The sequence below is a fragment of the Olivibacter sitiensis DSM 17696 genome (assembly GCF_000427965.1).
Lineage (GTDB): Bacteria > Bacteroidota > Bacteroidia > Sphingobacteriales > Sphingobacteriaceae > Olivibacter > Olivibacter sitiensis.
In genome coordinates, this window is sequence record NZ_ATZA01000036.1 from 1 (window position 1) to 24,523 (window position 24,523).

At 42.1% G+C, this 24,523-nt stretch carries 16 protein-coding genes and 1 rRNA gene; 4 read left to right on the forward strand and 13 right to left on the reverse strand.

What is annotated here, in order from left to right; all coding sequences use genetic code 11:
* A 16S ribosomal RNA gene (locus tag A37S_RS0116665) occupies positions 1–385 on the reverse strand; the annotation flags it as partial.
* 760 nt (positions 386–1,145) lie between these two features.
* Here A37S_RS0116665 and dnaA point away from each other — a divergent pair.
* Positions 1,146–2,576 carry a chromosomal replication initiator protein DnaA gene (gene dnaA, locus A37S_RS0116675; RefSeq protein ID WP_028297977.1) on the forward strand — a complete coding sequence of 477 codons (1,431 nt, stop codon included), beginning with the start codon at positions 1,146–1,148 and terminating at the stop codon, positions 2,574–2,576.
* A gap of 79 nt (positions 2,577–2,655) precedes the next feature.
* On the opposite strand, the gene A37S_RS0116680 is transcribed toward dnaA, so the two are convergent.
* Positions 2,656–3,099: an Hsp20/alpha crystallin family protein gene (locus A37S_RS0116680; RefSeq protein ID WP_028297978.1), complete on the reverse strand. Its 444-nt coding sequence runs from the start codon at positions 3,097–3,099 to the stop codon at positions 2,656–2,658.
* A 118-nt stretch (positions 3,100–3,217) separates the two neighbouring features.
* Here A37S_RS0116680 and A37S_RS25040 point away from each other — a divergent pair, with 118 nt between their 5' ends.
* Entirely contained in the window at positions 3,218–3,673 is a 456-nt protein-coding gene (locus tag A37S_RS25040) for an acyl-CoA thioesterase (protein ID WP_036602909.1), read from the forward strand.
* 81 nt (positions 3,674–3,754) lie between these two features.
* Positions 3,755–4,108 (forward strand): HesB/IscA family protein, encoded by a 354-nt coding sequence (locus A37S_RS0116690; protein WP_028297979.1) that lies wholly within the window; start codon positions 3,755–3,757, stop codon positions 4,106–4,108.
* Between the two features lie 46 nt (positions 4,109–4,154).
* Here A37S_RS0116690 and A37S_RS0116695 read toward each other — a convergent pair whose 3' ends face one another.
* Both A37S_RS0116695 and rsmA read right to left on the reverse strand, forming a co-directional pair.
* On the reverse strand, positions 4,155–5,108 hold the full coding sequence (locus A37S_RS0116695) for an NAD(P)-dependent oxidoreductase (RefSeq protein ID WP_036602920.1): 954 nt from the start codon (positions 5,106–5,108) through the stop codon (positions 4,155–4,157).
* A 2-nt stretch (positions 5,109–5,110) separates the two neighbouring features.
* On the reverse strand, positions 5,111–5,893 hold the full coding sequence (gene rsmA, locus A37S_RS0116700; protein WP_028297981.1) for a 16S rRNA (adenine(1518)-N(6)/adenine(1519)-N(6))-dimethyltransferase RsmA: 783 nt from the start codon (positions 5,891–5,893) through the stop codon (positions 5,111–5,113).
* Between the two features lie 164 nt (positions 5,894–6,057).
* On the opposite strand from rsmA, the gene pdxA reads away from it, so the two are divergent.
* On the forward strand, positions 6,058–7,113 hold the full coding sequence (gene pdxA, locus A37S_RS0116705) for a 4-hydroxythreonine-4-phosphate dehydrogenase PdxA (RefSeq protein ID WP_028297982.1): 1,056 nt from the start codon (positions 6,058–6,060) through the stop codon (positions 7,111–7,113).
* Between the two features lie 38 nt (positions 7,114–7,151).
* Here the strand turns inward: pdxA and A37S_RS0116710 are convergent, their stop codons facing one another.
* The 9 genes from A37S_RS0116710 to A37S_RS0116750 form a co-directional block, all read right to left on the reverse strand.
* Positions 7,152–9,317: a S9 family peptidase gene (locus A37S_RS0116710; RefSeq protein WP_051293250.1), complete on the reverse strand. Its 2,166-nt coding sequence runs from the start codon at positions 9,315–9,317 to the stop codon at positions 7,152–7,154.
* A gap of 86 nt (positions 9,318–9,403) precedes the next feature.
* Positions 9,404–10,501, reverse strand: coding sequence for an AEC family transporter (locus A37S_RS25045; RefSeq protein ID WP_211229808.1), 1,098 nt, complete (start codon positions 10,499–10,501; stop codon positions 9,404–9,406).
* Positions 10,502–10,696: 195 nt separating this feature from the next.
* The gene (locus A37S_RS0116720; protein ID WP_028297984.1) at positions 10,697–11,875 is read right to left on the reverse strand and encodes a pyridoxal phosphate-dependent aminotransferase; all 1,179 of its coding nucleotides are present in this window, start codon (positions 11,873–11,875) and stop codon (positions 10,697–10,699) included.
* A gap of 368 nt (positions 11,876–12,243) precedes the next feature.
* Positions 12,244–13,701, reverse strand: a complete 1,458-nt coding sequence (locus A37S_RS0116725) for a RagB/SusD family nutrient uptake outer membrane protein (protein ID WP_245586415.1) — start codon at positions 13,699–13,701, stop codon at positions 12,244–12,246.
* 46 nt (positions 13,702–13,747) lie between these two features.
* A complete protein-coding gene (locus tag A37S_RS0116730; protein ID WP_028297986.1) occupies positions 13,748–16,930 on the reverse strand; it encodes a SusC/RagA family TonB-linked outer membrane protein in 3,183 nt (1,060 codons plus the stop codon).
* A gap of 545 nt (positions 16,931–17,475) precedes the next feature.
* A complete protein-coding gene (locus A37S_RS0116735; RefSeq protein ID WP_157278759.1) occupies positions 17,476–18,879 on the reverse strand; it encodes an amidohydrolase in 1,404 nt (467 codons plus the stop codon).
* A gap of 102 nt (positions 18,880–18,981) precedes the next feature.
* Complete coding sequence (locus tag A37S_RS0116740) at positions 18,982–21,732, reverse strand: M14 family metallopeptidase (protein WP_028297988.1); 2,751 nt, start codon at positions 21,730–21,732, stop codon at positions 18,982–18,984.
* Positions 21,733–21,784: 52 nt separating this feature from the next.
* Positions 21,785–23,110, reverse strand: coding sequence for a M20/M25/M40 family metallo-hydrolase (locus tag A37S_RS0116745; RefSeq protein WP_028297989.1), 1,326 nt, complete (start codon positions 23,108–23,110; stop codon positions 21,785–21,787).
* Positions 23,111–23,362: 252 nt separating this feature from the next.
* Positions 23,363–24,496, reverse strand: a complete 1,134-nt coding sequence (locus A37S_RS0116750) for an FAD-dependent oxidoreductase (protein WP_028297990.1) — start codon at positions 24,494–24,496, stop codon at positions 23,363–23,365.
* Positions 24,497–24,523: the final 27 nt, after the last annotated feature.

Here is a 24,523-nt window from a genome sequence, read left to right on the forward strand (position 1 = left end):
CAGGGTTCCCCCCATTGACCAATATCCCTTACTGCTGCCTCCCGTAGGAGTCTGGTCCGTGTCTCAGTACCAGTGTGGGGGTCACTCCTCTCAGAGCCCCTAGGCATCGTCGCCTTGGTGGGCCGTTACCCCGCCAACCAGCTAATGCCACGCGAGCCCATCCACGTCCTATGAATATTTGACCGAAGACCCATGCGGGCCATCCGTCGCATGCGGGATTAATCCCTCTTTCGAGGGGCTATCCCCCTGACGTGGGCAGGTTGCTCACGCGTTACGCACCCGTCCGCCACTCTCATCGTCCCCGAAGGGCCGAATCCCGTCCGACTTGCATGTATTAGGCCTGCCGCTAGCGTTCATCCTGAGCCAGGATCAAACTCTCCATTGTAAATCTGTTTCTCTTGTTTTGTTCTTGATCACGAATCACTTCGTTTTGCATGAATGCTTGCTGTCTTTTCCAATATTCCAAAGAACCTTTTTGCCTCCGCTTCGCGCTTCGGCCTCGTGAAATAAGCGCCTTCATTGGCTCCCCATTCCTGATTTCAGATCCGCAATTCCTTTCTTGCGGGCTGCAAAGGTAACAACTTACATTATACCGTGCAAATGTTTTTTATTTTTTTATTTACACCATTCCATTATTTGTTGTCCATGGCCATTTTCCTCCTACTATCCGTGCACTATATATAATAGAACATATAATAACATACAACCTAACACATCTCATAAATAACAAACATACCGACGTCCCTTATTTATCCCTTATATTATATTAAAGTTAGTCCATATTGCAAATCACCTGATCATAAAACAAACTTCATTCAGGAAAACAAAGGCTACCCATACAAAGTGCAAATGAAGTAAAACACTAATATATCAATAAAAGCATTTGCTAAATCCGTTTCAAAAAACAGCGAAATAGCCGCCAAAAAATATTTAAATACAAGTCGATGTGGAAAAAAATGACTGCAAAAAAGCACTAGCAGTGCAAGGTAGCCGATAAATATATAAATCACTGAAAAACTGAACGTTACATTTTTTTTTATTTTTAATTTTTTAAGTAGATTTTTTTTTTGAAATTCGAAACTCGGACAGGTTATTAACATTTTGTCCTCCTATAATTGATAATCAGTTTATTAATGATATACAGTATGGAAAAAACATGTACGAGTGTCTGGAATTGTTGTCTTGAAATCATAAAAGACAACATACCGGCACAAAGTTTTAAGACGTGGTTTGAACCAATTAAAGCTTTACGTTTGGATGGAAATGTTTTAACCATACAGGTACCAAGTCTTTTTTTTTATGAGTGGTTGGAAGAGCACTATGTGGGGTTATTGAGAAAAACAGTCAAAAAGCAACTTGGTGATGCCGGACGGCTGGAATACAACATCGTTGTTGAAAAATCGTCAAAAAGCATGGCGCCCTATACTACCAATATGCCATCCAACGGCAACGGCGCCGAAGGAAAAAGGCAATCGATACCAGTTCCTGTCACCATAAATAAGGATATCAAAAATCCATTTGTCATTCCAGGACTAAAAAAACTACAGGTAGACCCCCAGCTGAACCAAAATTACACCTTCGACAACTTTATAGAGGGAGAATGCAATAGGCTTGCTCGCTCTGCGGGATTTGCTGTTGCGCAAAAGCCCGGAGGAACTTCATTCAATCCTTTAATGATATATGGAGGTGTGGGCCTAGGAAAAACACATTTGGCACAGGCGATAGGAAATGAGGTAAAAAGGAATTTACCTGACAAATTGGTCATCTATGTGTCTTGTGAAAAATTCTGCCAGCAATTTGTCGACTCCCTTAAGAACAATACCATTAATGATTTCGTAAATTTCTACCAGGCAATGGATGTCATCATCATGGATGACGTGCACAATTTTGCGGGTAAAGAGCGAACACAAGATATTTTCTTCCATATATTCAACCACCTACACCAATCTGGTAAACAGGTTATACTGACATCAGACAAAGCGCCAAAAGATTTGGCCGGTCTAGAAGAGCGCCTACTAAGCCGTTTTAAATGGGGCTTATCTGCAGACATGCAGGTACCCGATCTCGAAACGAGGATGGCCATTCTCAAAAAGAAAATGTATGCCGATGGCATCAACTTGCCTGAAGAAGTAGTAGAATATGTCGCTCACAACATTGACAATAATGTACGCGAACTTGAGGGCGCCATGGTTTCATTATTAGCCCAAGCAACCCTAAATAAAAAAGATATAGACCTCGGCTTGGCCAAATCCATGCTGCGCAATTTCATAAAGAACACCCAAAAAGAAATATCTATCGATTATATCCAAAAGCTAGTTTGTGAATACTTTGAGGTGCCCGTGGACATGGTAAAATCCAAAACGCGCAAGCGGGAGATTGTTCAAGCCAGGCAAATTTCCATGTATTTGGCAAAGAATCACACGAAGACTTCCTTAAAATCTATTGGTGCTTTCTTCGGCGGTCGGGACCATTCCACGGTGATATATGCCTGCCAAACGGTGGAAGACCTGATCGATACAGACAAAACATTCAAATCCTATGTTCAAGATATACAGAAAAAGTTGAAAATGGGATAAGTGTTCCAGTTAAAACAGAAAAGGGAGCTTTTAGCTCCCTTTTCTGTTAACATATCTCTATTTATTTATACGTAAATACCTATTGTATCTCTATCGACTTTAAAACAGCTTTTTCTTCTTCCTTTTTAGATATTGAAACTTCCAATATACCGTTCTTGTATGCTGCTGAAATCTTGTTCACATCGGCAGATTCGGGCAAAGTAAATGACCTTGAAAAATTAGAATAATTAAATTCTTTTCGATTATAGCATTTGCCCACTACCGTATCTTCTTCTTTTTTCTCTGCCGAAATAGTTAAGATATTTTTTTCCACTTGGATTTTTATATCCTCCTTGTTAAAACCAGGAACAGCCATATCCACATGAAACCCTTCGTTGGACTCCGCCAAATTCACTGCTGGCACGTATTTCACTTTCTTATCAGAATCATATTCGGCAAACAAACCATCGAACAAACTGTCTACCCAATTGTCTACACCCCTATTTTGGGACTTGTGATTAGCTACATATTTTGAAGCATTCATTTTTTTATCTCCTTTAATTTTTCTTTAATTTTGAATTACACAAGCAACTCTTCAAAGCATATACCAATTAAGAACACAAAGAAAACAAAGACATTTTGACGCTTAAAACTCAAATAAAATGACAAAAAGACACACGAACATAGATTTATCTCAATTTCACCATCATACCGATATCCAAATAAGGTTTGCAGATATGGACGCCTTTAATCATGTGAACAACGCAGTATACCTTACTTATCTGGAAATTGCACGAACCGACTACTGGCACAAAGTTATTGACTGGAACTGGGACGAGATGGGAATCATAATTGCCCGATCCGAACTAGACTATATTCTTCCAATCACACTAACAGATCGACTAAAGGTATATGTAAAAACAACAAGAGTAGGAAAAAGCAGTTTCGACATCCATTATATATTGATTAGTACAAAAGGTACGAATACAAAAACACATGCCCTAGGAAAAACGGTATGCGTGTGCTTTGACTATAAGGCGAACAACTCATGCGGAATACCTCAAAAGTACAAGGAAAGAATGGAAGAAGATGCCGCAGACTTTCAATTGTTTGGGTAAGGTCACAAACCTAGTTATTAAGACATAATATCACGATATGTATGTTATATTTGTACATTGAACTTTTAATTTTCTATTGATATGAGCACTACCGAATTGACAAGCGTAGCCCCTCTAACACTAACTGAGGGTGCTGTTAAAGAGCTTAATAAAATAAGGGAACAACAAGAAGTAGCAGAAGATTTTGGCCTGCGCGTGGGCGTACAAGGTGGGGGCTGCGCAGGCATGAATTATATACTGGGGTTTGACCAGAAGAAAGAGGGCGATACAGAATATCTTATTTCCGGCATTAAGGTCTTTATGAATAAAGCCCATGGACTCTATCTTGCTGGCATGGAAATAGACTTTCAGAACGGACTGAATGCCAGAGGCTTCACGTTTAACAATCCGAACGCTACTAGCACCTGTGGCTGTGGCACGTCCTTCTCGGCCTAGAAACACCTTATCAATAGTTAATGTACGGAAGGAAACTTTTTTGGCATTAGCCTTGGTAAAAAGCGATTACTTTTTTAGCAAGCACATAGGCAATCTTATAATACGATTCAAAGGTCCAACCGGCTACATGTGGAGAAAGAAGCACACGCTCGTTTGAAACTAGGTCATTGTACCAAGGAGCTTCCGAAAGAGCGGGAAATTTTTCTATTGGCAGCACATCGAATGCTGCTGCCTTTATTTTCCTTGATTCCAATGCCCTTACAACGGCAGCCACATTGACGATTTCTCCTCGCGCACCGTTCAAGAAATAAAAACTCTTTTTGAAGTTGGATATAAAATGATCATTGACGAGATTTTTAGTTTCAGCTGTGAGCGGGATATGTAAGCTCAATATTTCCGCCTCTGCAAACAATTCGTCCATCGATGCCTGCCTAGCATAGTGGTCAGTATAATCGGTCTTATATTTATCATAGGCCAAAACGTTGACACCAAAACCAGCCAGTTTCCTGGCCATTGCATGACCATTATTGCCGTAACCTATCAAACCAACGGTTTTCCCCATCAATTCTTCTCCCCTGTTTTCCTCCCGACGCCACAATCCGTTTCTTATCTCTTTATCGGCACGTACATAATTGTTCATCAGTGTCAAAAGCATGCCGAGCATGTGTTCGCCAACCGCATCGCGATTACCCTCAGGTGCATTCAACAGGGTGACCTCCCTTTCCTGAGCTTGATGTTCATCTATATTATCCATACCAGCTCCTCCCCTAGCTATCATTCTAAGTTGCGATGCGCAGTCTAAGAATTCCTTCCCAACTTTAAACTTAGAACGAATCACCAACCCATCGAAATCTCCAATTAAAGTCTTTGCTTCTTCCAGATCGATATCCGGTCTATAGACATACGGAATCCCAGCATCACTCAACATAGAAAGAAATATTTCATGAATATCATCTACAATCAACACATTTGGCTTCTCCAAAGGACGACCTTTTTTCATTTTCACTTTCTATTGGTATCTATAATATTGGTCAACACAACAAAATCAGCAACGGAGAGTCGTTCGGCACGTAGATCAAACAGCGGGCTCTCCCCCATCTTATCTTTGGGCAATAGCATGGAAAGCGCGTTGCGCAATGTCTTTCGTCTTTGATTAAATCCTGCCTTTACCACTTTCCAAAACAAGCTTTCATTGCATGGCAATACCTGCACCTCGTTACGCTCCAAACGAATGACGCCAGAAAGTACCTTGGGCGGAGGATTAAAGGAACCTGCCTTCACGGTAAAAAGATAATTAACACGATAATATGCTTGCAGAAACACACTTAGAATTCCGTACTCCTTAGTACCTGGCTGCGCAGTGCATCGCTCTGCAACCTCCTTCTGGAACATACCTACTACTTCTACTACTTGGTTTCTATTTTCTAATACCTTGAACAGTATTTGCGAAGATATATTATATGGAAAATTGCCGATGATAGCTAGCGGACCAACAAACAATGTGGCTAAATCCATCCGTAAAAAATCGGCATGCAGCAAACGTTCTTCAAGTTCTGGATATTGACGCGACAAAAAAGCGATCGACTCCTCATCGATGTCTACCGTATGGACAACAAACCTTTCGTCTCGAATCAAATGTTCCGTCAATATCCCCATTCCTGGCCCTACCTCCAATACTTGAGAGAATCTATTTGTAGGCTCAAGTGCTTCTACAATTCTTAATGCTATTCCCTTATCTGTTAGAAAGTGTTGTCCTAGGTGCTTTTTTGCTCTTACTTCTGCCATTACTATTGAATACGAGACAAAGATACATCATAGAAAAAGTAAAAAATAACATTTAAAATTTTATCCCACATGAATTGAGCCAACAGCGAAGGAATTGCATCCTCCAAAATTGCAATCATCGTTTTTTTATATTAGGTTTGACATTTGTATTACTGCAACGATATATGAGCGAAAAACTAAAGATAGGTATTAGTATCGGAGACATAAACGGAATTGGACTGGAAATCATTATCAAATCATTAGCAGACAACCGCATTCTAGATTTCTTCACACCGATAGTATACGGCAACACTAAAGCAGCCTCTTTTCATCGCAAAACATTAGGCATTAACGATTTTAGTTTTCAGGTAATCAATACTCCTTCACAGGCGAACGACAAAAGGCCCAATATGATCAATTGCTGGCAGGAAGAGGTGAAGATAGATTTGGGAGTTGCCAACGAAATAGGCGGCAAATATGCACTAATCTCATTGGAAAGAGCAATGGAGGATCTACTTGCAGGTGAAATTGATGCCCTCGTCACTGCCCCCATAAACAAACATGGGATACAATCTGATCGCTTTTCTTTCCCTGGCCATACCGAATATATACAAAGCAAATGTGGCGCCAGCAATTCCTTGATGTTCATGATCAGCGACGAGATTAAGATAGGTGTAGTTACAGGCCATATCCCCGTCAAAGACGTTAGTTCCAGCATCACTATCGACAGCATTGTAGAGAAGTTGAAACTGATGGACAGCTCATTGAAACAGGATTTCTGGATTCAAAAGCCAAAGATAGCCGTCCTGGGGCTCAATCCGCATGCGGGGGACAATGGGCTAATTGGTACGGAAGAGCAAGATATCATTATCCCTGCAATAGAAAAAGCAAATGAACAGGGTATATTTACTTTTGGTCCTTATGCCGCCGACGGTCTATTTGCTGGCGATCATTATGCGAAGTTCGATGCTATACTTGCTATGTACCATGACCAAGGGCTTATTCCCTTCAAACAAATCGCATTTCACAGTGGCGTCAATTTTACTGCTGGGCTACCTGTTGTGCGTACCTCTCCAGATCACGGTACGGGCTTCGACATCGCAGGACAAAACAAGGCAATTGAGACTTCGTTCGTAGAAGCCATTTTCTCGGCCATCCATATAGTCAAAAGAAGGAAAGAACAGGAAGAACTACTCATGAATCCCCTGAAAATCAGAAAACTTTCTAAGGACAGGGATTAGTTAGTATATCCCAAGCTGAGACAACACGGCAACGACCATTAATGTATGAACCGTTCAAAAAACTCGTAAGTCCGCAACATCTGATCTATACGCTGCCTATTGTCGCCACTTCTGGTAATCTCGTGAGTTGCGCCCGGATGCCTTACGTACTCCACCGGCCTCCCCAGAACCTTAAGGCTCTTGTACAGCATTTCACTTTGGATGACCCCGGTACGTAGATCGTTTTCGCCATGAAATATCAAATATGGGGTATGGATATTCTGTACATAATTGATTGGCGACTCGCGATATAAAACTTTCTCCACGTCTTTCTCCCAAGGATACCCTCCAAAATAATTTGGCACCAATCGCCATGCATTGCCTTCACCAAAAAAAGTTTTCAGATCGTACACACCTCTTTGACTGCATGCAGCCGCAAATCGTTGATCATGACCTATAATCCAACTCACCAAATATCCAGCATATGATCCCCCTGTTATAACCAATTTGGAGGTATCTGCCCACCCCTCAGCTACCGTTCTGTCCAATGCTTCCAACACGTCACTAGCCGGGCCTTCACCCCAATTATCCATATTGGCTCTCAGAAAATCATTTCCGTATCCCCCCGACCCTCTTGGATTGCTATACACCACTCCATATCCCTGCGAACAGAAATATTGATATTCGTGCCACATGCTAAGCTCGCTTGGCCCCCACATTGCTGCCGGTCCACCATGTATCTCCAACAAAAGTGGGTACTTTTTTCCAGATTTAAATCCAACAGGCTTCATTACCCAATATTCCACATCCATCCCTTCATCATTCGTAAAATGATGCTTCGTTGGCATACTCAACATTTTCCCGGCCAACCAGCTGGCGTTAAAAGAAGAAATGGGCTTGCTCTTTGCCATATCGCTATCTGCCACTTCTAACTCTGACGGGTTATTTACGGTTGTATGAACATATACGAGCTGCTCGCCACAAAGAATATAATCACTTATACCTTCGTCTTCCTTACTCAGCACCTCGACCTTTTTCTTACTTCCATCCAAATATTTTCTGCATAGATACAAACTTCCATTGGCCTGCTTGGTGAAATAGAGCACGCGCTCTTTATCATCCCATTTAAAGTTGGTCAAATTACGATCTTCGTCGAAAACCTCCTCACTTCCTCGTTTCCGATCTATTAGAGAATACACGGGAACATTAGGAGATCCCACCTCGGAACTCGAGACTATTAGGTAATTACCCGAATGAGACGCCGCAACAACATTAAAGCTTTTGCCAGGAGCTCCATATATTCTCTTCAGCTGTCCAGTTGAAATGGTCATTTCATAGACTTCATTTTCAAGCACTTTATCTGGATGCGATAGGGTATCTGCTTTGACATGAACGAGTAGGTGATCATCATCCAAAAAGTAAGCATTGCTAAAAGTCCTGAAACCTTTTGTCAAAGCAACGGGCCGTTCTTCTGATGCGAAATTCCATCTCATTAAATGACCGATCCGCATTTCGGATGTGGTATTTGCCTCTCCTTGAAATTGTAATTTATTGATGACTTTTGCTTTACTATCGTGGACATTTTTTTGGAGATAGGCTCTGATTTCGTCTAAATTACCATCGGGATTTGCCTTTTCTTTATTTGGCACCAACGACTCATCACCTTTATAACCAGGTTTTTCGTCTGACCAAGTAGGCAACGCTCCATGTGAATTAAACACTGTGTCCTCTACCAGGTCCTCAACGTTCATGGACACCGAAAAAATCATGGTTTGACCATTTGGACTCCATATCGGGTTACTTACTCCATAGGAAAAATCTGTCATTTGCTTGGCTTCACCACCGTCTAATGGCAAGGAAAAAAGTTGATTTTTGCCATCCACTCGCTTCAGGAACAATATGCAACTGCCGCTTGGATCAAAACCAATCATATTTTTACTTTCATCGGCATAAGTCATTTGCCTGATAGACGTTTTATCTCTCAAACTCCCTATCCACAATTGACTATCATAATCAAAATCTACTTCACTCCCTTTACGAGGCTTTATGCTATTTACTTCGAAAGCAAACATGGATTTGTCTTGAAGATTGACCTGAAGATTCCCTACCCTCTGAAGCTTAACCATGTCGGTTACTTTGATGAGTTCCTTTTCTTGTCCTATAGCAGGAACAACCAATAAGAATACAGCAAAAAAAGAGAAAAATGAAAATTTAGTTTTGGTCATGGCATAAAAAAATTATATAATAAAGATAGCACATTAGCTCCCAAAAGAGAAAAAGTAACGAAAATTTTATCTATGCAAATAGCTACTCAGCTGAACTGCTCACTGGGGAAAAAAGTTTGTTCTTTCCTTTCCAGGTCGCCATTTTTATATGCTTTATATTTTGACTTACGTTTATACCATTTTATAACTACCGGAATGGCAGATAAAATGATCAAGCCAATACCTACAAAGAAAATATTCGGAATATGGGTAAAGAAAGCGCCACTAGTAAATATGGACAAAACCATCAAGGTAGAAAATGGGAGAGAAAGCGCCAACACATTCATTGCCAATTGCATGTTAAACACTTTTGGAGATGAGCTACTTCCTTCCTTCTTGCTCAAAACCTCCACGGCAGCCATATGTGCCAAAGGCCAAAAACTACAAGAACTTTGAGGAAATACGACGGCCAATAATATAGCCATATGGCTTGCACCAGGAATAAACAGTAAGAAAATACCACTAACGATAAAAGTCATGCCCGCCCGAAACAAAAGTAATGTGCCTATTTGTTTAAATTCATCCCATTTAAAAACCACGGCTATCCCGATAAACAGCAATATGAGTGGAGTCATTAGGTCAGCGAGCAACTTGGCGGCATCCTGAAGGAATAGAGGCAAATCTTCAAAATATACATTACAACACAACAATACGATCGCCAAGGCCATCACCACATTAATAGGTTCGTTTAGCATACCTATAAACAAGGATTTAATCTTTGCATGGCCGGAATGTTTCACATGGCTATTCAGCTTATAGAACCAATGCATTGCCAGCATATAACTAAAAATCAACACGGCTATTTTATTACCCACATCCGCCAGAGCGCCTCTGGCTAGGGCCTCTTCACCAATGTATTCACTAATGAAAGGAAAACAGGACAGACCTGGAGCCAGAGAAGGCATTAAGAGCATCAAGGTACGTATTTCCGCGCTATTCTTTCTAAGTCCATAAAAAGGAAGTGCCAGCCATGAAATCAACAGAAACAAGCCATTGTAGCAAAGTACCAACAGCGGGAGGATTAGTAATTCGGCCTTTACATGAAGCTTCATCAGTGCGATAAATATCACTGCAGGCAAAGCAATATTAAGAATGATGACTTTGAGAGATTGTTGATGTTCTGGCTTAACGAGCTTCTTCTTCAAGAATAAACCAATACACAGTATTAATAGTAAGGATAATGTTTTCTGAACGGCGGGATTCATCTAAATATAAAATAAAATTCAAGCACAAGGGAGAAAAAGCAAAAACATTGGAGAAAAACATGGCAGCCCTCATTTTGAGCTTGAGTCGCTGCCACGTATAACACAAAACAAAAACAAGAAAAATATTGAAAATTTCTAAGCAGTCACCTTCTTAAAGGCGTCCGTAAAGATTTGCATTTCCTCCATAGTCCCCATACTCACCCTACACCAAGGTTCATCTTTAAAAGAATACATTCTCACGCCAACTCCCTGTTCGGTCAACGCTTTCGAGAACGCTCTGCCATCGGTATCTTTCTTGAGCGGGAATATAACAAAATTCGTATACGAGGGAATGTATTTATAGCCCAACTTATCCAGTTCCTTGCAAAGATATTCCCTTGAGGCCGTGTTCAACACTTTACACTGGTCACAGAACTCCTTGGACTGCATGCTGGCGATAGCACCTTTCACAGACGTAACACACAGTCCCATAGTACCTCTCACCATGTCCGTAATGCTCTTGATACGCTCTGGAGTAGCTACAATATAACCAATACGCAGACCGGCCATAGAGTGTATTTTTGAGAACGTGCGTGCCACGATGACATCATGTCCTTCCGATACCAATCCTACCATGGTATTGGTATCCGGATCTTCCAAAAACTCCAGATAGGCTTCATCTACGAAAATAGGCACCTTCTTGGACACTGTTTTACAAAAAGATTTTAGATCTTCCGCATTGGTTATAGAACCAATTGGATTATTGGGATTACAAACATAGATCAATTGCGTTTCCGAATCCACCGCCTTTTCCATTGCCGGCAAATCATGAGCGTAATCGCTGGTAAGCGGAACGGGCTTCCAGGTAGCTCCCACAGCTTGTGCCGTATTGATCAATGACATATAAGAAGGGTCTGCCGACACGATATTCCCGCCTTTGATAAAACGACTAATCGCTGTTTTCTCCAACAAGTCTGTAGAGCCAGGCCCCAACATAACGCACTCTGGAGAAACACCTTCTTTTTCGGCGATCATGCCTATAAGGGTGAAGGCGTCACCATGCCCATAACGATTACCTGAAGAAATCGCATCGGCAATAGCTTTTTTTACTTCTGGTGATGGGCCGTGCGGGTTTTCATTGGCATTTAGCCTAGCCCTCATAGCTGGCGCATCATTTAAATAGGACGGGTGATCCACTTCCCAAATTATGCTTTGTGGATTCACGCGTTTTGAGTCTGCGGAAGAAGCCCAGCTCAACTTGGGAGCAAGTGTAATACCACCTGCTGCGATTAAACCTGATTTAATCCAATTCCTGCGGTTAATAGTCGTTGACATATTATTTTAATTTTTGTTGTTGGATAATTTTGATCGTGCGATATATTTCTTACACTAAGATAGTAAACTGAATGACGAATAATCTCTAAACAAACACGAATATTAGCCAAAAATAACTTAATTTTTGTTAAAAATAGAAGCAAAAAGCAATCAAACACCCATGATAAAGAAAATATTACACACATAATAACCATAAGCAACACAAAGACATCATTCATTTCAAGCAATAGGATCAGAATTTACAAAAAAACTCCTGATGAGTTCAAAATCACCAGGAGCTGATCTTTTAATTATATTGACCGACACATAAAAAGATAAAAATCCCCGACAGCAATGCATCGGGGATTAATGAAGAGAAATTTCAAATTTTAATTTCCGATCAAACTATTGGTCAAAAGCTCGTTATTAGACATTGGCCAGATGTAATTTGAAGCGGAAGGAGCCACGGCATTTGTCGAAAACGATGGACCTATTTTCTCAGGAAAAGGACGTACTCGACGCGTAATATCCCAAGACCTAAATCCTTCACCCAGTAACTCAATTCTTCTCTCGGTTTCGATGCTTTCAATTAATGCAGCGCTTGTTGCCGTAGCCGAAGCGGGAAATTCATAAACAGGATCAGAGCGGTGGTGCACAGCTTCCAGTAGCGCTTTAGCCAAAGCGAGATCCCCTGTTTCAGCGGCGGCCTCGGCATAATTCAACAATATTTCTGCATAGCGAATTACCGGCATATATCTTAAGTATGGTGCACCTTGACCAAACTTTGCCAAATAATTTCTACCACCTGCGTTTCTTAATAGGCCCCACCTTGCATCGTCTGGTCCCCATTGAGCATTACCAACAATTTGCGCTGGATTTAAGAAATATTCCTCGTTTCCATTATACAGATAACCCAATGCAGACTGACCAGAAAGCATATTTAGATTAGTGAATGGCATTGAAAAAATTGACTCTGTAGTCGTATAATTCGTAGCGAACAAGCCAACTATATCCTCCTGCAAAGCGTGCAGAACACCTGTTGGAGAGGCAAATTCTGTATCACCCGAACAAATTTTGCTTGCCTCAGCTACTACTGCCGGCCAGTCCCCCTGACTCAAATAGACACGTGTTTTCAACGCTATCGCCGTGTTCTTGTGTGCACGCGTAGTATTTAACAGCGCATTGCTTCTAGACGACGGTAGCTCTGCTTCCGCATCATTTAAATCTTGCAATATTTGTTGATAAACTTGCGCTACAGTACTTGGTGCTAGATCATTGTTTTCAGTATCCGTTTCTGCCAATAAACGCAATGGAACACCAGAAGCAGATCCGTTGCTTTCAGCATACGGTCTAGCAAACAAGGTAACTAAGGTGTAATAAGATAAAGCTCTTATAAATTTAGCTTCACCAACGTACCCTGCAGCTACCTCGGCAGTAACAACATCTGGATTATCTGCTAACCCTTGTATTAAGATATTCGCTCTATTTATTGCGGTGTAGCCATTCGACCATACATTTATAATGTCACTTGACCCGGAATTATAACTATGGTTCCATGCATCGAACCCGGTAAAGGAATTCGAAGTTGTATTAATAAAATCCTCTCCACGTACATCCATGAACATCAACAATCGGCCGCCGTAAAAATTAGCGTCCTTAATAGCAGCGTACATCCCATTGGCCAATCCTTCAATACGATCTGGTGTACTGAAAATGTCACTGGCACTTAATTGAGTGGGCGGAACTTGATCAAGATATTCGGCTTCATCACATGAATGAAGCGAGAGCATCAATGATAGTCCGACTACCCCACCAAACATCTTTACTGATTTATATATCATATTCATATTTTGCCGATTAATAATTTAAATTTTTTCTGAGTCATTATAATTTTTAGAAAGCAACATTCACACCGAATGTAATCGTTCTACCATTACCTATAGAGTTATATTCAACACCTGGAGATGTATTTCTATTCCCGTTAATAGATGACTCAGGATCTAACCCTGTATATCCTGTAATTAAGAATACGTTTGTAGCTTGCGCATATACACGAATGTTACTTATGCCTGAAGTACCGAACAGACGACTAGGCACTTTGTAACCCAACAGTACATTTTGTAAACGTAAGAAATCAGCTTTTTCAATGTAGGCAGAAATATTTGGAATATTTCCACTTGCGAAATTGTCATTATACACTAATCTAGGCACATCGGTTACGTCACCTGGATTTTGCCACCGATCCAAAACTTTCACAGAGTTATTAAAATAACGCTGATCTAGCCAAGTACCAGTATTACCATTTAGAATCTTGTTCCCGCCGGAGAACGAAAAATTAATTCCCAAATCGAAATTAGCATAACGGAAAGTATTTTGGAAACCGCCATACCATTTAGGCAGGGCATTTCCTAATGGTTCATAATCAGCAGCAGTAATTGCAGCTGCTGGGGAGCCATCCAAATACTGCCATTGGGATTCACCAGACGCAACAGCTGCAGAATACTGGATCTGTTCTCCAGCAGCGTTAATAAATATACGACGCCCGTTTTCTGGATTAATACCGTTGGTAACTGCGCCGTAGAGAGTTCCCACTGAGTAACCTGCCTCCGTCATATTAAACGGATTTCCAGACGAGTTGCTCACGATACGATCTCCTTCACCTGCAAGCGAAATAACTTCATTTTTATTATAAGTAAAATTCAAAGAGGACGTCCATGTAAATTTACTCTTGCGCATAATATCGCCACTTAAACCTAACTCAACACCTTTATTATAAAGTGATCCGACATTTTGGTAAATAGAGTTCCCAGGGATTCCTTTAGAGGGCGCTTGCGGAACTTGTAGGATTAATCCGTCAACATTATTTTTATACCAGCTAAAATCAACTTGTAAGCGATCATGGAATAAGCCCATATCAGCACCGATGTTAATCTGATCACCAGTCTCCCATCCTAAAGCCGGGTTACCAGCTTGACTAATTGCCCATGTGGCGGCGCTACCATATAAATTAGATGAGTAAAGGGCCAATGATGCATAAGGATCCAAGTTACCATTACCTACTCTACCCCAACTTCCTCTCAACTTTACATTATTCAACACGGAACTTAAACCACTTTCTTTATAGAAACTTTCATCTGACAATAGCCAACCAGCAGATACACCACCAAAATTCCCCCATTTAGTATCAAACCCTAACGCTGAGTTCCCATCGCGTCGAAAATTAACGGTGATAAAATATTTTGAATCGTAATCATAGCCAACACGAGTCAAATAAGAAATGATAGATGCCTTTGATAGGATATTTCCTGAAGAAGAAATCTGTCCCCAACTACCTTGAAAATCGGTAAAATAAGGATCCGCAGCTTGTTGCACATTTGCTCCCCAACGATTTACGTTGAACTCTTGTACATCCATACCTGCCAATGCCGAAATATGATGTTCATCAAATCGTACGTCATAATTTAACGTATTCGCAAAATTCCAGTTATTATTTAATCTAGTGATATTTGTCACTGAACCACCAGATGCTGCTGCAGAAGATCCTGGCAACGCGCTCGCGGAACTAATATCTTCTGTACGCATTCTGTCAACCGAATACTTCGTATCAAAAGTTAATCCTTTTATAAAGGTAATTGTCGCACCCACATTTGCTAAAACACGATCGTTTGCAGATGTATATTTCGCCAATTCAAATAACGTTAATGGGTTATAGTAAACGCTAACGACGTCGTTATTGCCGTTACCGATAGTTCCATTTATATTGTTATTCAAATGTGGAGTACCATCAGCATTTCTGGCAGGCACGTTTGGATTCAACGTCCAAGCCATACGTGCAGCACCAACAATTAATTGTGCATTACCATCTCTAGATCCAGAATTTGGTGACCGGTTTTCAGATTTTGAATAATTTAATCCTCCAGTCAATTTTAACCAATTGGTCGCTTCATGATCAATATTGAAGCGTACACCTGCACGATCAAATTCATTTTTCTGCAAAATTCCAGATTGCTCAGAAAGGTTTGCAGAGAAAAAATACTTCGTTTTTGGACTACCACCACTGATACTCACTGCATGATTATGAGACTGCCCGGTTTGGAAAATATAATCTAACCAATTAGTATTCACTAACGAGCCATCCGCATTATAGCTTGGAAAATAAAGTGCGGACGCAACGTTTGGATTATCTGCTTGACCAGAAAGAATCTTACGATTCATTTGCGCTTCATTTTTAATATCCATAAACTGCTGTGCATCCAGTAATTTTGGCAAACGAACTGCGTTCGTGATACCGTACCAACCGTCATAGGTAACGCGGGCATTGCCCTCTTTCCCCCTTTTGGTTGTCACTAAAATCACACCGTTAGCACCTCGAGATCCATAAATCGAAGTAGATGCAGCATCTTTCAACACGTCAATTGATTCAATATCCGAAGGGTTGATGTCTGCTAAGGGATTATTAGGAACAGTAGCGTTTGAAGACACATCGCCACTAGTTACAGGGATACCGTCAATTACGAAAAGTGGATAAGAACTCAAAGAGATAGAGTTAACACCGCGAATCCTAATAACCGGTGCATTATTCAATTGCCCATTTGGCAATGAAACATTTACACCAGAAGCTCTACCAATGAGTGCCTGGTCAAAACTTTGTACAGGAATATCTTTTAAATCTTCCTGGAGTACACGAGACGCAGCACCAGTAAATTCTTTTTTAGTCTGGGTTCCGTAGCCCACTACTAACACTTCTCCCAATTCCTGCGCATCAGAAACTAAGCTAACATTAATAACCGTTCGGTTCCCTACAACAATCTCTTGTGATTTGTAGCCCAAAAAGGAAACGACCAACGTGGCATTATCTGACACAGTCAGCGAAAACCGTCCGTCTCCATCAGTATGGGCTCCTTTTGTGGTGCCTTTCTCAATCACGGATACACCGGGAAGTACCTCCCCCGTCTCTGCATCTTTTACGATACCGCTTACAGTACGGTCAATCAATAGTTCATTGGCCCACAATGAAGGGACAAATACCCACATCAGCGCCAATAAGCTTAATAATCTTAATAGATTTTTTCTCATAAAAAAATAATTTGGTATGGTTGGAAAATTGTGTTTGTTCATGAGTTGAATGGCGAGCCATAAGCTACGTCACACAAATCACCTCATTTAAAACTAAGTAAACAAACCATCAAAAAACCTCCAATTATTTATTATTTTTATCATTTTGATAAAAATCAATCAACAAAATCAGTTTTAACAAAAAAAGCGCAGCCACGCAAGCCCTATAGTGAATTAAGATAAAAACGCATTAAATAAGCATTAAAACAGCCTTTGAAAAGAGTGAATGTTACACCAAAAGCAACCTGACCAAGACCGATCTTGGAAATCTTCAAAAATAGATGCTCGTTAATAGCTCAGGAAAATAAGTTTGGGAGACAACCGTTTCTGGCGGCCTCCCGTCGACATAAATCAATCGCCTCTAGCGAATAAATATTTATCCCTTGGTAGGACACACAATTGGATCATATTTTAAATCAATTGATGCAACGGAAAATTACTATTGTATAGGTATAGGTGTGCTAACGTCATTCAAATCCTGAACGATTTGCCAAATCATTTAGAAATTAATCTCGATAATTTAAAGCTGGTGCTCTTTCGCCCAATAAGGGAACATATTGAAAATCCGGTCCTCGCATCTTCTCCAATTCTGCTCGTGCCGCTTCTCGGAGGTCGCTATCTGCAAACAAGTCTATCCCCATCATGGCCATAGTCTTTGCAGCGACCATCATACCTTTGGCACCAATGTTCATTCCACTTGCCGCTACTGCCTGCCAACTATGCGCTGGCGTGCCCGGCACCCACGTAGCAGCTGCTAGACCGACAGTGGGTACCACCCAACTCACATCCGCCACATCTGTGGAGCCTCCAGTAGCGTCATTCAAAGTAATGGCAAAGGGTTGGATGGTCCCAGCAGTATTAATTTCTGGATACTCATGCGTAAAGCTTGTCTGGATTTGCTCGGCAAAGGCAAGCTCCGATGCATCGTAGGATACGCCGCCTACCTGTTGAAGATTATCATACATCCTCTTTGCTAGGGGTACATTGGCAAGCACATTGTACACGCCCCCGATAATCTCATAGTCTACTTGAGTATCTGTACCTAAGCTAGCCCCTTTTGCCGCATTGACCACTCTTTCAAAGACACTACGTACAATCTTTGGGTCCACATGGCGTACATAATAATATACCTCTGCAAAATCGGGAACGACATTTGGAGCTTTACCTCCATCCGTGATAATGTAATGAATGCGGGTAGCGGAAGGAATGTGCTCGCGCATCATATTGACCATATTATTCATAGCTTCTACTCCATCAAGTGCAGACCGTCCTTTATCCGGAGCACCTGCAGCATGTGATGCCAGCCCCTTAAAGCGGAATTTTGCACTGATATTGGCAAGGCTACTACTGGCAGATGCACTATTTTGAGACGATGGATGCCAATGCAAAACCGCATCGACACCGTCAAACAGACCTTCTCTTACCATATATACCTTACCCGATCCCCCCTCCTCGGCAGGGCATCCATATACTTTAACAGTACCCTGGATCTGCTTGCTTTCAATAAGCTTCTTCAGCTCTATTCCAGACGCCACTGATGCAACCCCAAACAGGTTATGACCACAACCATGCCCTGCAAGTCGCCCTGCTACCTCTTTTTTTATCGGCAAGCTATCCTGAGAAAGACCTGGTAATGCATCGTATTCTGCCAAAATGCCTATTACCGGTTTTCCTGTACCGTAAGTAGCCACAAATGCCGTTGGTATCCCTGCAACACTAGCTTCTATCTGAAAGCCTTCTTCCTCTAGCATGCCTTGCAGTAGGGCCGAACTCTCCTTTTCTTTATAGCCTACTTCACTGTAAGTCCATATGGCTTGTTCCGCCTGCTTCAATTGATCAAATTTACCATCGAGCGAATGCATGATATGCTCTTTCAACTGTACATTTTTGGTGCCCTTTTTTTGTGCCATGAGAAAGGCTGGAAAACATAAAAATACACATAATGATCCTACCCAAAATATATACATCAAATTGAACATGATAATCTTATTAACTTTAAACAAATCAGTTAACTATTTCGATGGTATGTAGAGCGTGTTGAACAATAGTTTGAATGTGCTGTGCGCCTGCCCCCTGAATGTGATCTCTGGACCAAATGCATATAACTTTCCTTTACCTACGTTCGCTTCAAAAGCCACTATGTGATCTTTCAAGTGGTGCTGTCCCCAAGCCCAGCCACTGCGCAAAGGTGTGGCACTGTCAAACCAGGACAGCACTTTGATTGCATCTGTAGGTTGTTGCTGATCTAACTTAAAAACAGGACTGTTATTGAAAACGATGTCCATATAATCGGTCATTCCCCAATTGGCTTCTTGTTCCAAATCAACCTTTGCCTTCAAAATGCTTCCGGGCACATAAAAATCTGTATTTGGCAATGGCACTTCCTTACCTTCTTTATTTACCGTTACCATTGCATCCTTGATGGGCAAACCTATCAATTGGGCCAAACTAACGCTACTGCCAACGGTCACCACTTCACCTCCCTTGTCCATAAATTCCTTCAGCTTAGGGATAGATTGCTCTACCGTAATGGTTCCCAGCCAAGCGTGGTATTCTTCCGGTATTCCATCCGGATCGGGCATCCGGGACAAACGTCTATCAGGCCTTCCCGATGCGTCTGGGATACCACTGCCGATAAATAGAATAGCATCATACTTTTTATTTAGATCTCCGCCATCAATTTCCTGAGGAAAAATGAGCTGAAATGAAAAATGGAATTGTTCCATCAACCACCTTACCCAACCCGATGGCATGGATCCCCCATAATGATCAAACAAGGCAATACGGGCTGGTTTTATACGTACTGCGTCCTTGGGTTTTTCCTGTGCAGCAACTACATCGACACCTTGTTCTTCAGCAGCCGATTTCAAAGCTTGGTAAGCTTTTGGTGTTAGATAAAATGACCCTTTGGATAATCCCTGGATGGGTGTTTTCACCCTAGACACTTCCACTCCTTGCTTTAATAGGTCGTTGACAATTAAGAAGGAGGCGTTTGTGGCGGCACTAAGCAAATAACCGGTTTTGTTCTTTTCGGGCATTGCCTTCTTGGATGGCGATTGCAAGTCTCCTTTAGCAACGCGTTCAAATGGACCAGTAAACGACTCCATCACACGATCAAACTTCACTCCCATCTGATAGGCCAGTGTCCACCCCGCAGCATCATATGGCCTGATAGGGGGGCCGCCGGGATATTGAAAATCATTTGGGTAATCTTGGGGCTCAAACATGTCTAAAAGATGAGGCCTAAACGCCTGGTCGGCTTTCACCACATAGGAACCAGCGGGATATTTTTTTGTGCCAATAGTGAAATCAGCGTTTGACTTGTGTACGGTGATGCCTGTCTTCAATAAGGCATTGACAAAAGATATCGCTGTAGGAAAATCGCTTTGATCTGAAGGAATCACATATGCCCGTGGATCGCGATATTCTGGGTTTTTGAATACATTATCATAATAGCTCATTGGCACGTTATCCCGCGAGCCGAAAAATTCTTGGGTAGGTTCTGGAGCCTTTCCGGCTTTTTTATCGCGCTCAAAGGCCACTTTTATGGAGTCAATATACCTGGGATAATGTGTCCAATGATCCTTACTGCCACGCTCAATGTTGTTCTTGCCCATCCGGTATATATTGAACAGCACTTCGTCTTTATACCTGGCCGCATAATCCAGTACGGCATAGTTGAGCGAAACGGAATAGTCGATAGATTGCCTGAAATGCCATTCCTGAGGAACAACAGGATTGGGGGTAGCACCCGTAGGCTGTAGGCGATCAGGCACCAAGGGAATTGTCGTAGGCGTAGGGTTGCCTATGATCTCCGTTAGCAGGCCTATCATGTTATGGTATTGAGTGGTGGTCCGCAAACCACCATTGTACCATGTGCTGAAACTGGAGCCCGTCAGCCTGGTAAAGCCCGGCTTATTCTCTGCATTCAAGCGGCTGTACATGGCGGCACCCAAGGCATCTATACCCGTCACCATCAATGGGTCGAACACGTAATTGAAGGGATCGCGATAGGGCGGACCCGCCAATACCGTACCCGCAGGCCCAGTCTGGTGATGGTTGTACATGATCTGTGGATACCATTCGAGATAGAGCTGCCTATTCATGTTCCACGACTCCTTCATATTGGCTATGTAAAAATCACGGTTATTGTCATGACCAATGTACTTTTGGTACAACTTAGGGATATTTGTATTTCTTTTCTTAACATCGGCATCTTTCATGTACCAATTGCCCACCAATGAATGCCCATCGGGATTAGCATTGACCAACAATACAATGACATTGTCCAAGATCCGCAAGGTTTCCTCATCATTCCGACTCAACAGCTGGTACGCGGTTTCGATCAACTGATTTGTGCCGACCACTTCCGTACTGTGAAGCCCTCCGTCAATCCATACGACGGCTTTACCGTCTAGGGCCAATGCCTTGGCCGCATTGTCGTCCAGGTTTTCGGCCAAGGCCAATTTTTCTGAAATGGATTTATATTTTTTCAGATCCTGGATATTCTTGGGAGACGATATAATCAGCATGTACTGCTTCCTTCCCTCCTCGGTCTCGCCAATATTTTCTAAAGAAAGCCTATCGGACACAGCTGTCAATTTTTTATAATAAGCTTCCGTCTGCTCATAATTGGTGAGCTGATAATCATCCCCTATAGCGAAACCAAAATGGCTTTTGGGACTGGGCACGGGCTGCTGTGCTACAACAAATGCACTCAGTAGCGATAGAATAAGTGATGTTAGGTGTTTTTTGATTTTCATATATGTTGGAATAAATAATTGGTTTGTTAAAAACAGAAATGTACCGGTATGTTCACTCCCCCAGCCCTGCCTCGGCTAGCAATATTACCAAAGCGTTACGTATACCCAAGTAGCCATCTTTATTGACATACCACTCATCTAACGAATGCGCACCCGCTCCTATCCCTCCGGAACCTATTGTAATAGATGGCTTTCCAAGGGATAAAGGAACGTTGGAATTGGTAGAACTCGCGCCCAGTTTTGGCTGGAATCCAGCCAACTCTATAACAGCCATCATACGCTGCACTAAAGGCGAAGTCAGCTCAGCCGTACCTACTGGCCTATCGCCTATCATTTCCATCGTCACTTCTAGGTCTTTACCCTGCCTTTTGGAAGCATTTACTTCTTTTGCCGCTTTTGAGACGGCTTCCTTCAGAAAGGCATCCACCTTCTCCAGCCGATCTTTGTCCTCCGAACGCATATCTACTTCCATCCACGATTCAAAAGGGATGGAATTGACCGATGTACCACCACCAAGCACGCTCACACTATAAGTCGTTTTGGGACCAGGTACATTATTCAGGAATTCATCGGCCGCCATACTCCAATAATTGATGGCCTTGCCCATCGCAACATGTGTATTGACCATGCCAAAACTGCCGTAAGAATGGCCGCCTGTGCTTTTAAACGTGACACGGTATCGATGCGATCCAACGCCTCTATTCACGATGCGCTCATGGGAAGTACCATCCAGTGCAATGTGTGTATCTATCTTTGGCCCCTGTAGTCCAAAAAGTTCCTTCATGCCCCGAAGATCGCCTTGCCCTTCCTCACCTACGGTACCGATGAACAGCACATCCGCTTCTGTCTTTATGCCGGCCAAGTTCATGGCTTTTAGCATGGTAAGCAAAGCTGCCAAAGACCTTGTGTTATCTGCAACACCTGGTGCTGCGAGAGTATCTCCTTTCAGCTTCACGGTGACGTCCGTGCCTTCCGGAAAAACCGTATCCAAATGCCCCTCAATGGCTATCGTCTTGTCCCCTTTGGTCCCTTTTCGCTTTGCAATGACGTTACCCGCTGCATCGATCCAAACCGAATCTACTCCTATTTCCCGAAGCATAAGTGAATATTGATCTGCCCTTTTCTCTTCCTGAAACGGTGGTGCAGCGATCTCATTGAGCAAAATGTGATTTGAACGGGTTTCTTCTTCGAGTTCATCTATATGCTGAAATGCTTTTTCTACTTTTTTATTTTTATAGATAGCTGCTATTTGCTTTTTGTATGGCTCTTGCGCAGTAGTGTCCTGAAACGCCTTTGTTGCCGCAAAATCACTTTGCGGCAACAAAAACAAGGCAAGTACAGCTACAGATGAAAATAATTTTGTATTGTTCTTTATCATTAAATGTATTTATAAAAAAAATGAAAACTTAATCTCAACAAAACCAAATCTTTTCTAAAGACCCCGGAAAGCCTAATAGGATTTACACCGTTCTTGACAAAAAAACTTTCCCAAAAACAAAAACAATCTCTTTCAGCACTAAAATTGATTATTTTTTTTCACAAATAACAATAAAAACAACAAAGTAATGAACTATTTACACTAAGCAAGCACATTTTATTATGTATTTCTATTCAACAAGCATCGAAAAGGCTATACCTTCATATTCCACACCACTTCGTTAACCGCACTTGCCATTTTTAAGCTATCCTCTCTGATGGGAATGGTGTCCCAGCTTCCTTTTTTGGCGGTCCCCCCCATCACTAAACCATCCTTTCTAGGTATGATATACCCTTCTGGTGTGCTTAAGCGATAAGTAATCTCTGGTTGCGGAATAAAAAATGCCAATTGTCCCGATATGGGCACAAGTTCATCATCATCGAACAGAAGTTTTGAGCCCAAAGAGGTACAGTTAACGAGACATTTATATGGAAGTTGTTCCAACTCGTCTCTATTCTTAAATTCCTTGATTTCTATCTTACCACCAAAAAGCATCACGTCATCAAGTAACTTCTGAAGATAAGAGGGAATATTGAATACCATGGTAGGTTGGATGGTGACATTTCGCTCTCGGAACGGGTGCTGATTAGGTTTTAGGATCACCTGCTCAGGCACTAAGCCTTTGATATGCAATATAGGATCTTCGTGATGCACACGTCCCCCCACGCTGTAATGATCAATCCATTGCACCAAGTCCCCAAGCCCCAATAAGTTTTGATAAGACCTAAATGAAAACAAACAGGCATCTTCCCACAGCTTCTTAAAATCAACTGTTATGCGATCATTCTCACAGACCAAATGCGATGGAGACCAGGTTCCCGTAGCCTTTGAGGAGGTGTGATTGGGAAACATATCCTTGGCATATATTTTCACGCGATATCCTTTTTCTTGCAACATGCGTGCGGAGGTAAGCCCCATAATACCGCATCCTATTACCGCTACCTCCTCTCCTATATGACAAACATTGCCCACCAGCCTAGTGGCCAAGTTCGCCGAACCCCAAGACAATGAAAAGCCGCTTCCCCCATGGCCATAGTTGTGCACTACATGCTTGCTGCCAAGTTGTTCCAGTGCAATTCGGGGACCGGACAAGCGGTAAGGCCTTAGCCCTACCGTTTCTTTTACAATGCGGTCCGTAGACAATTTAGCCACTGGTAGTCTACGCTGGCCTATGCTCTGTCCCGTTGGGGAAACTCCTGTTGATTTTTGCGTGCTACACCCGGCCGCACCTAGGCTGGCAGCAAGCCCTGCCAGCCCCACGGACGATAAAAAATTTCTTCTGTCCATCTAATTAATTTACTGTAAAAAGCTTCC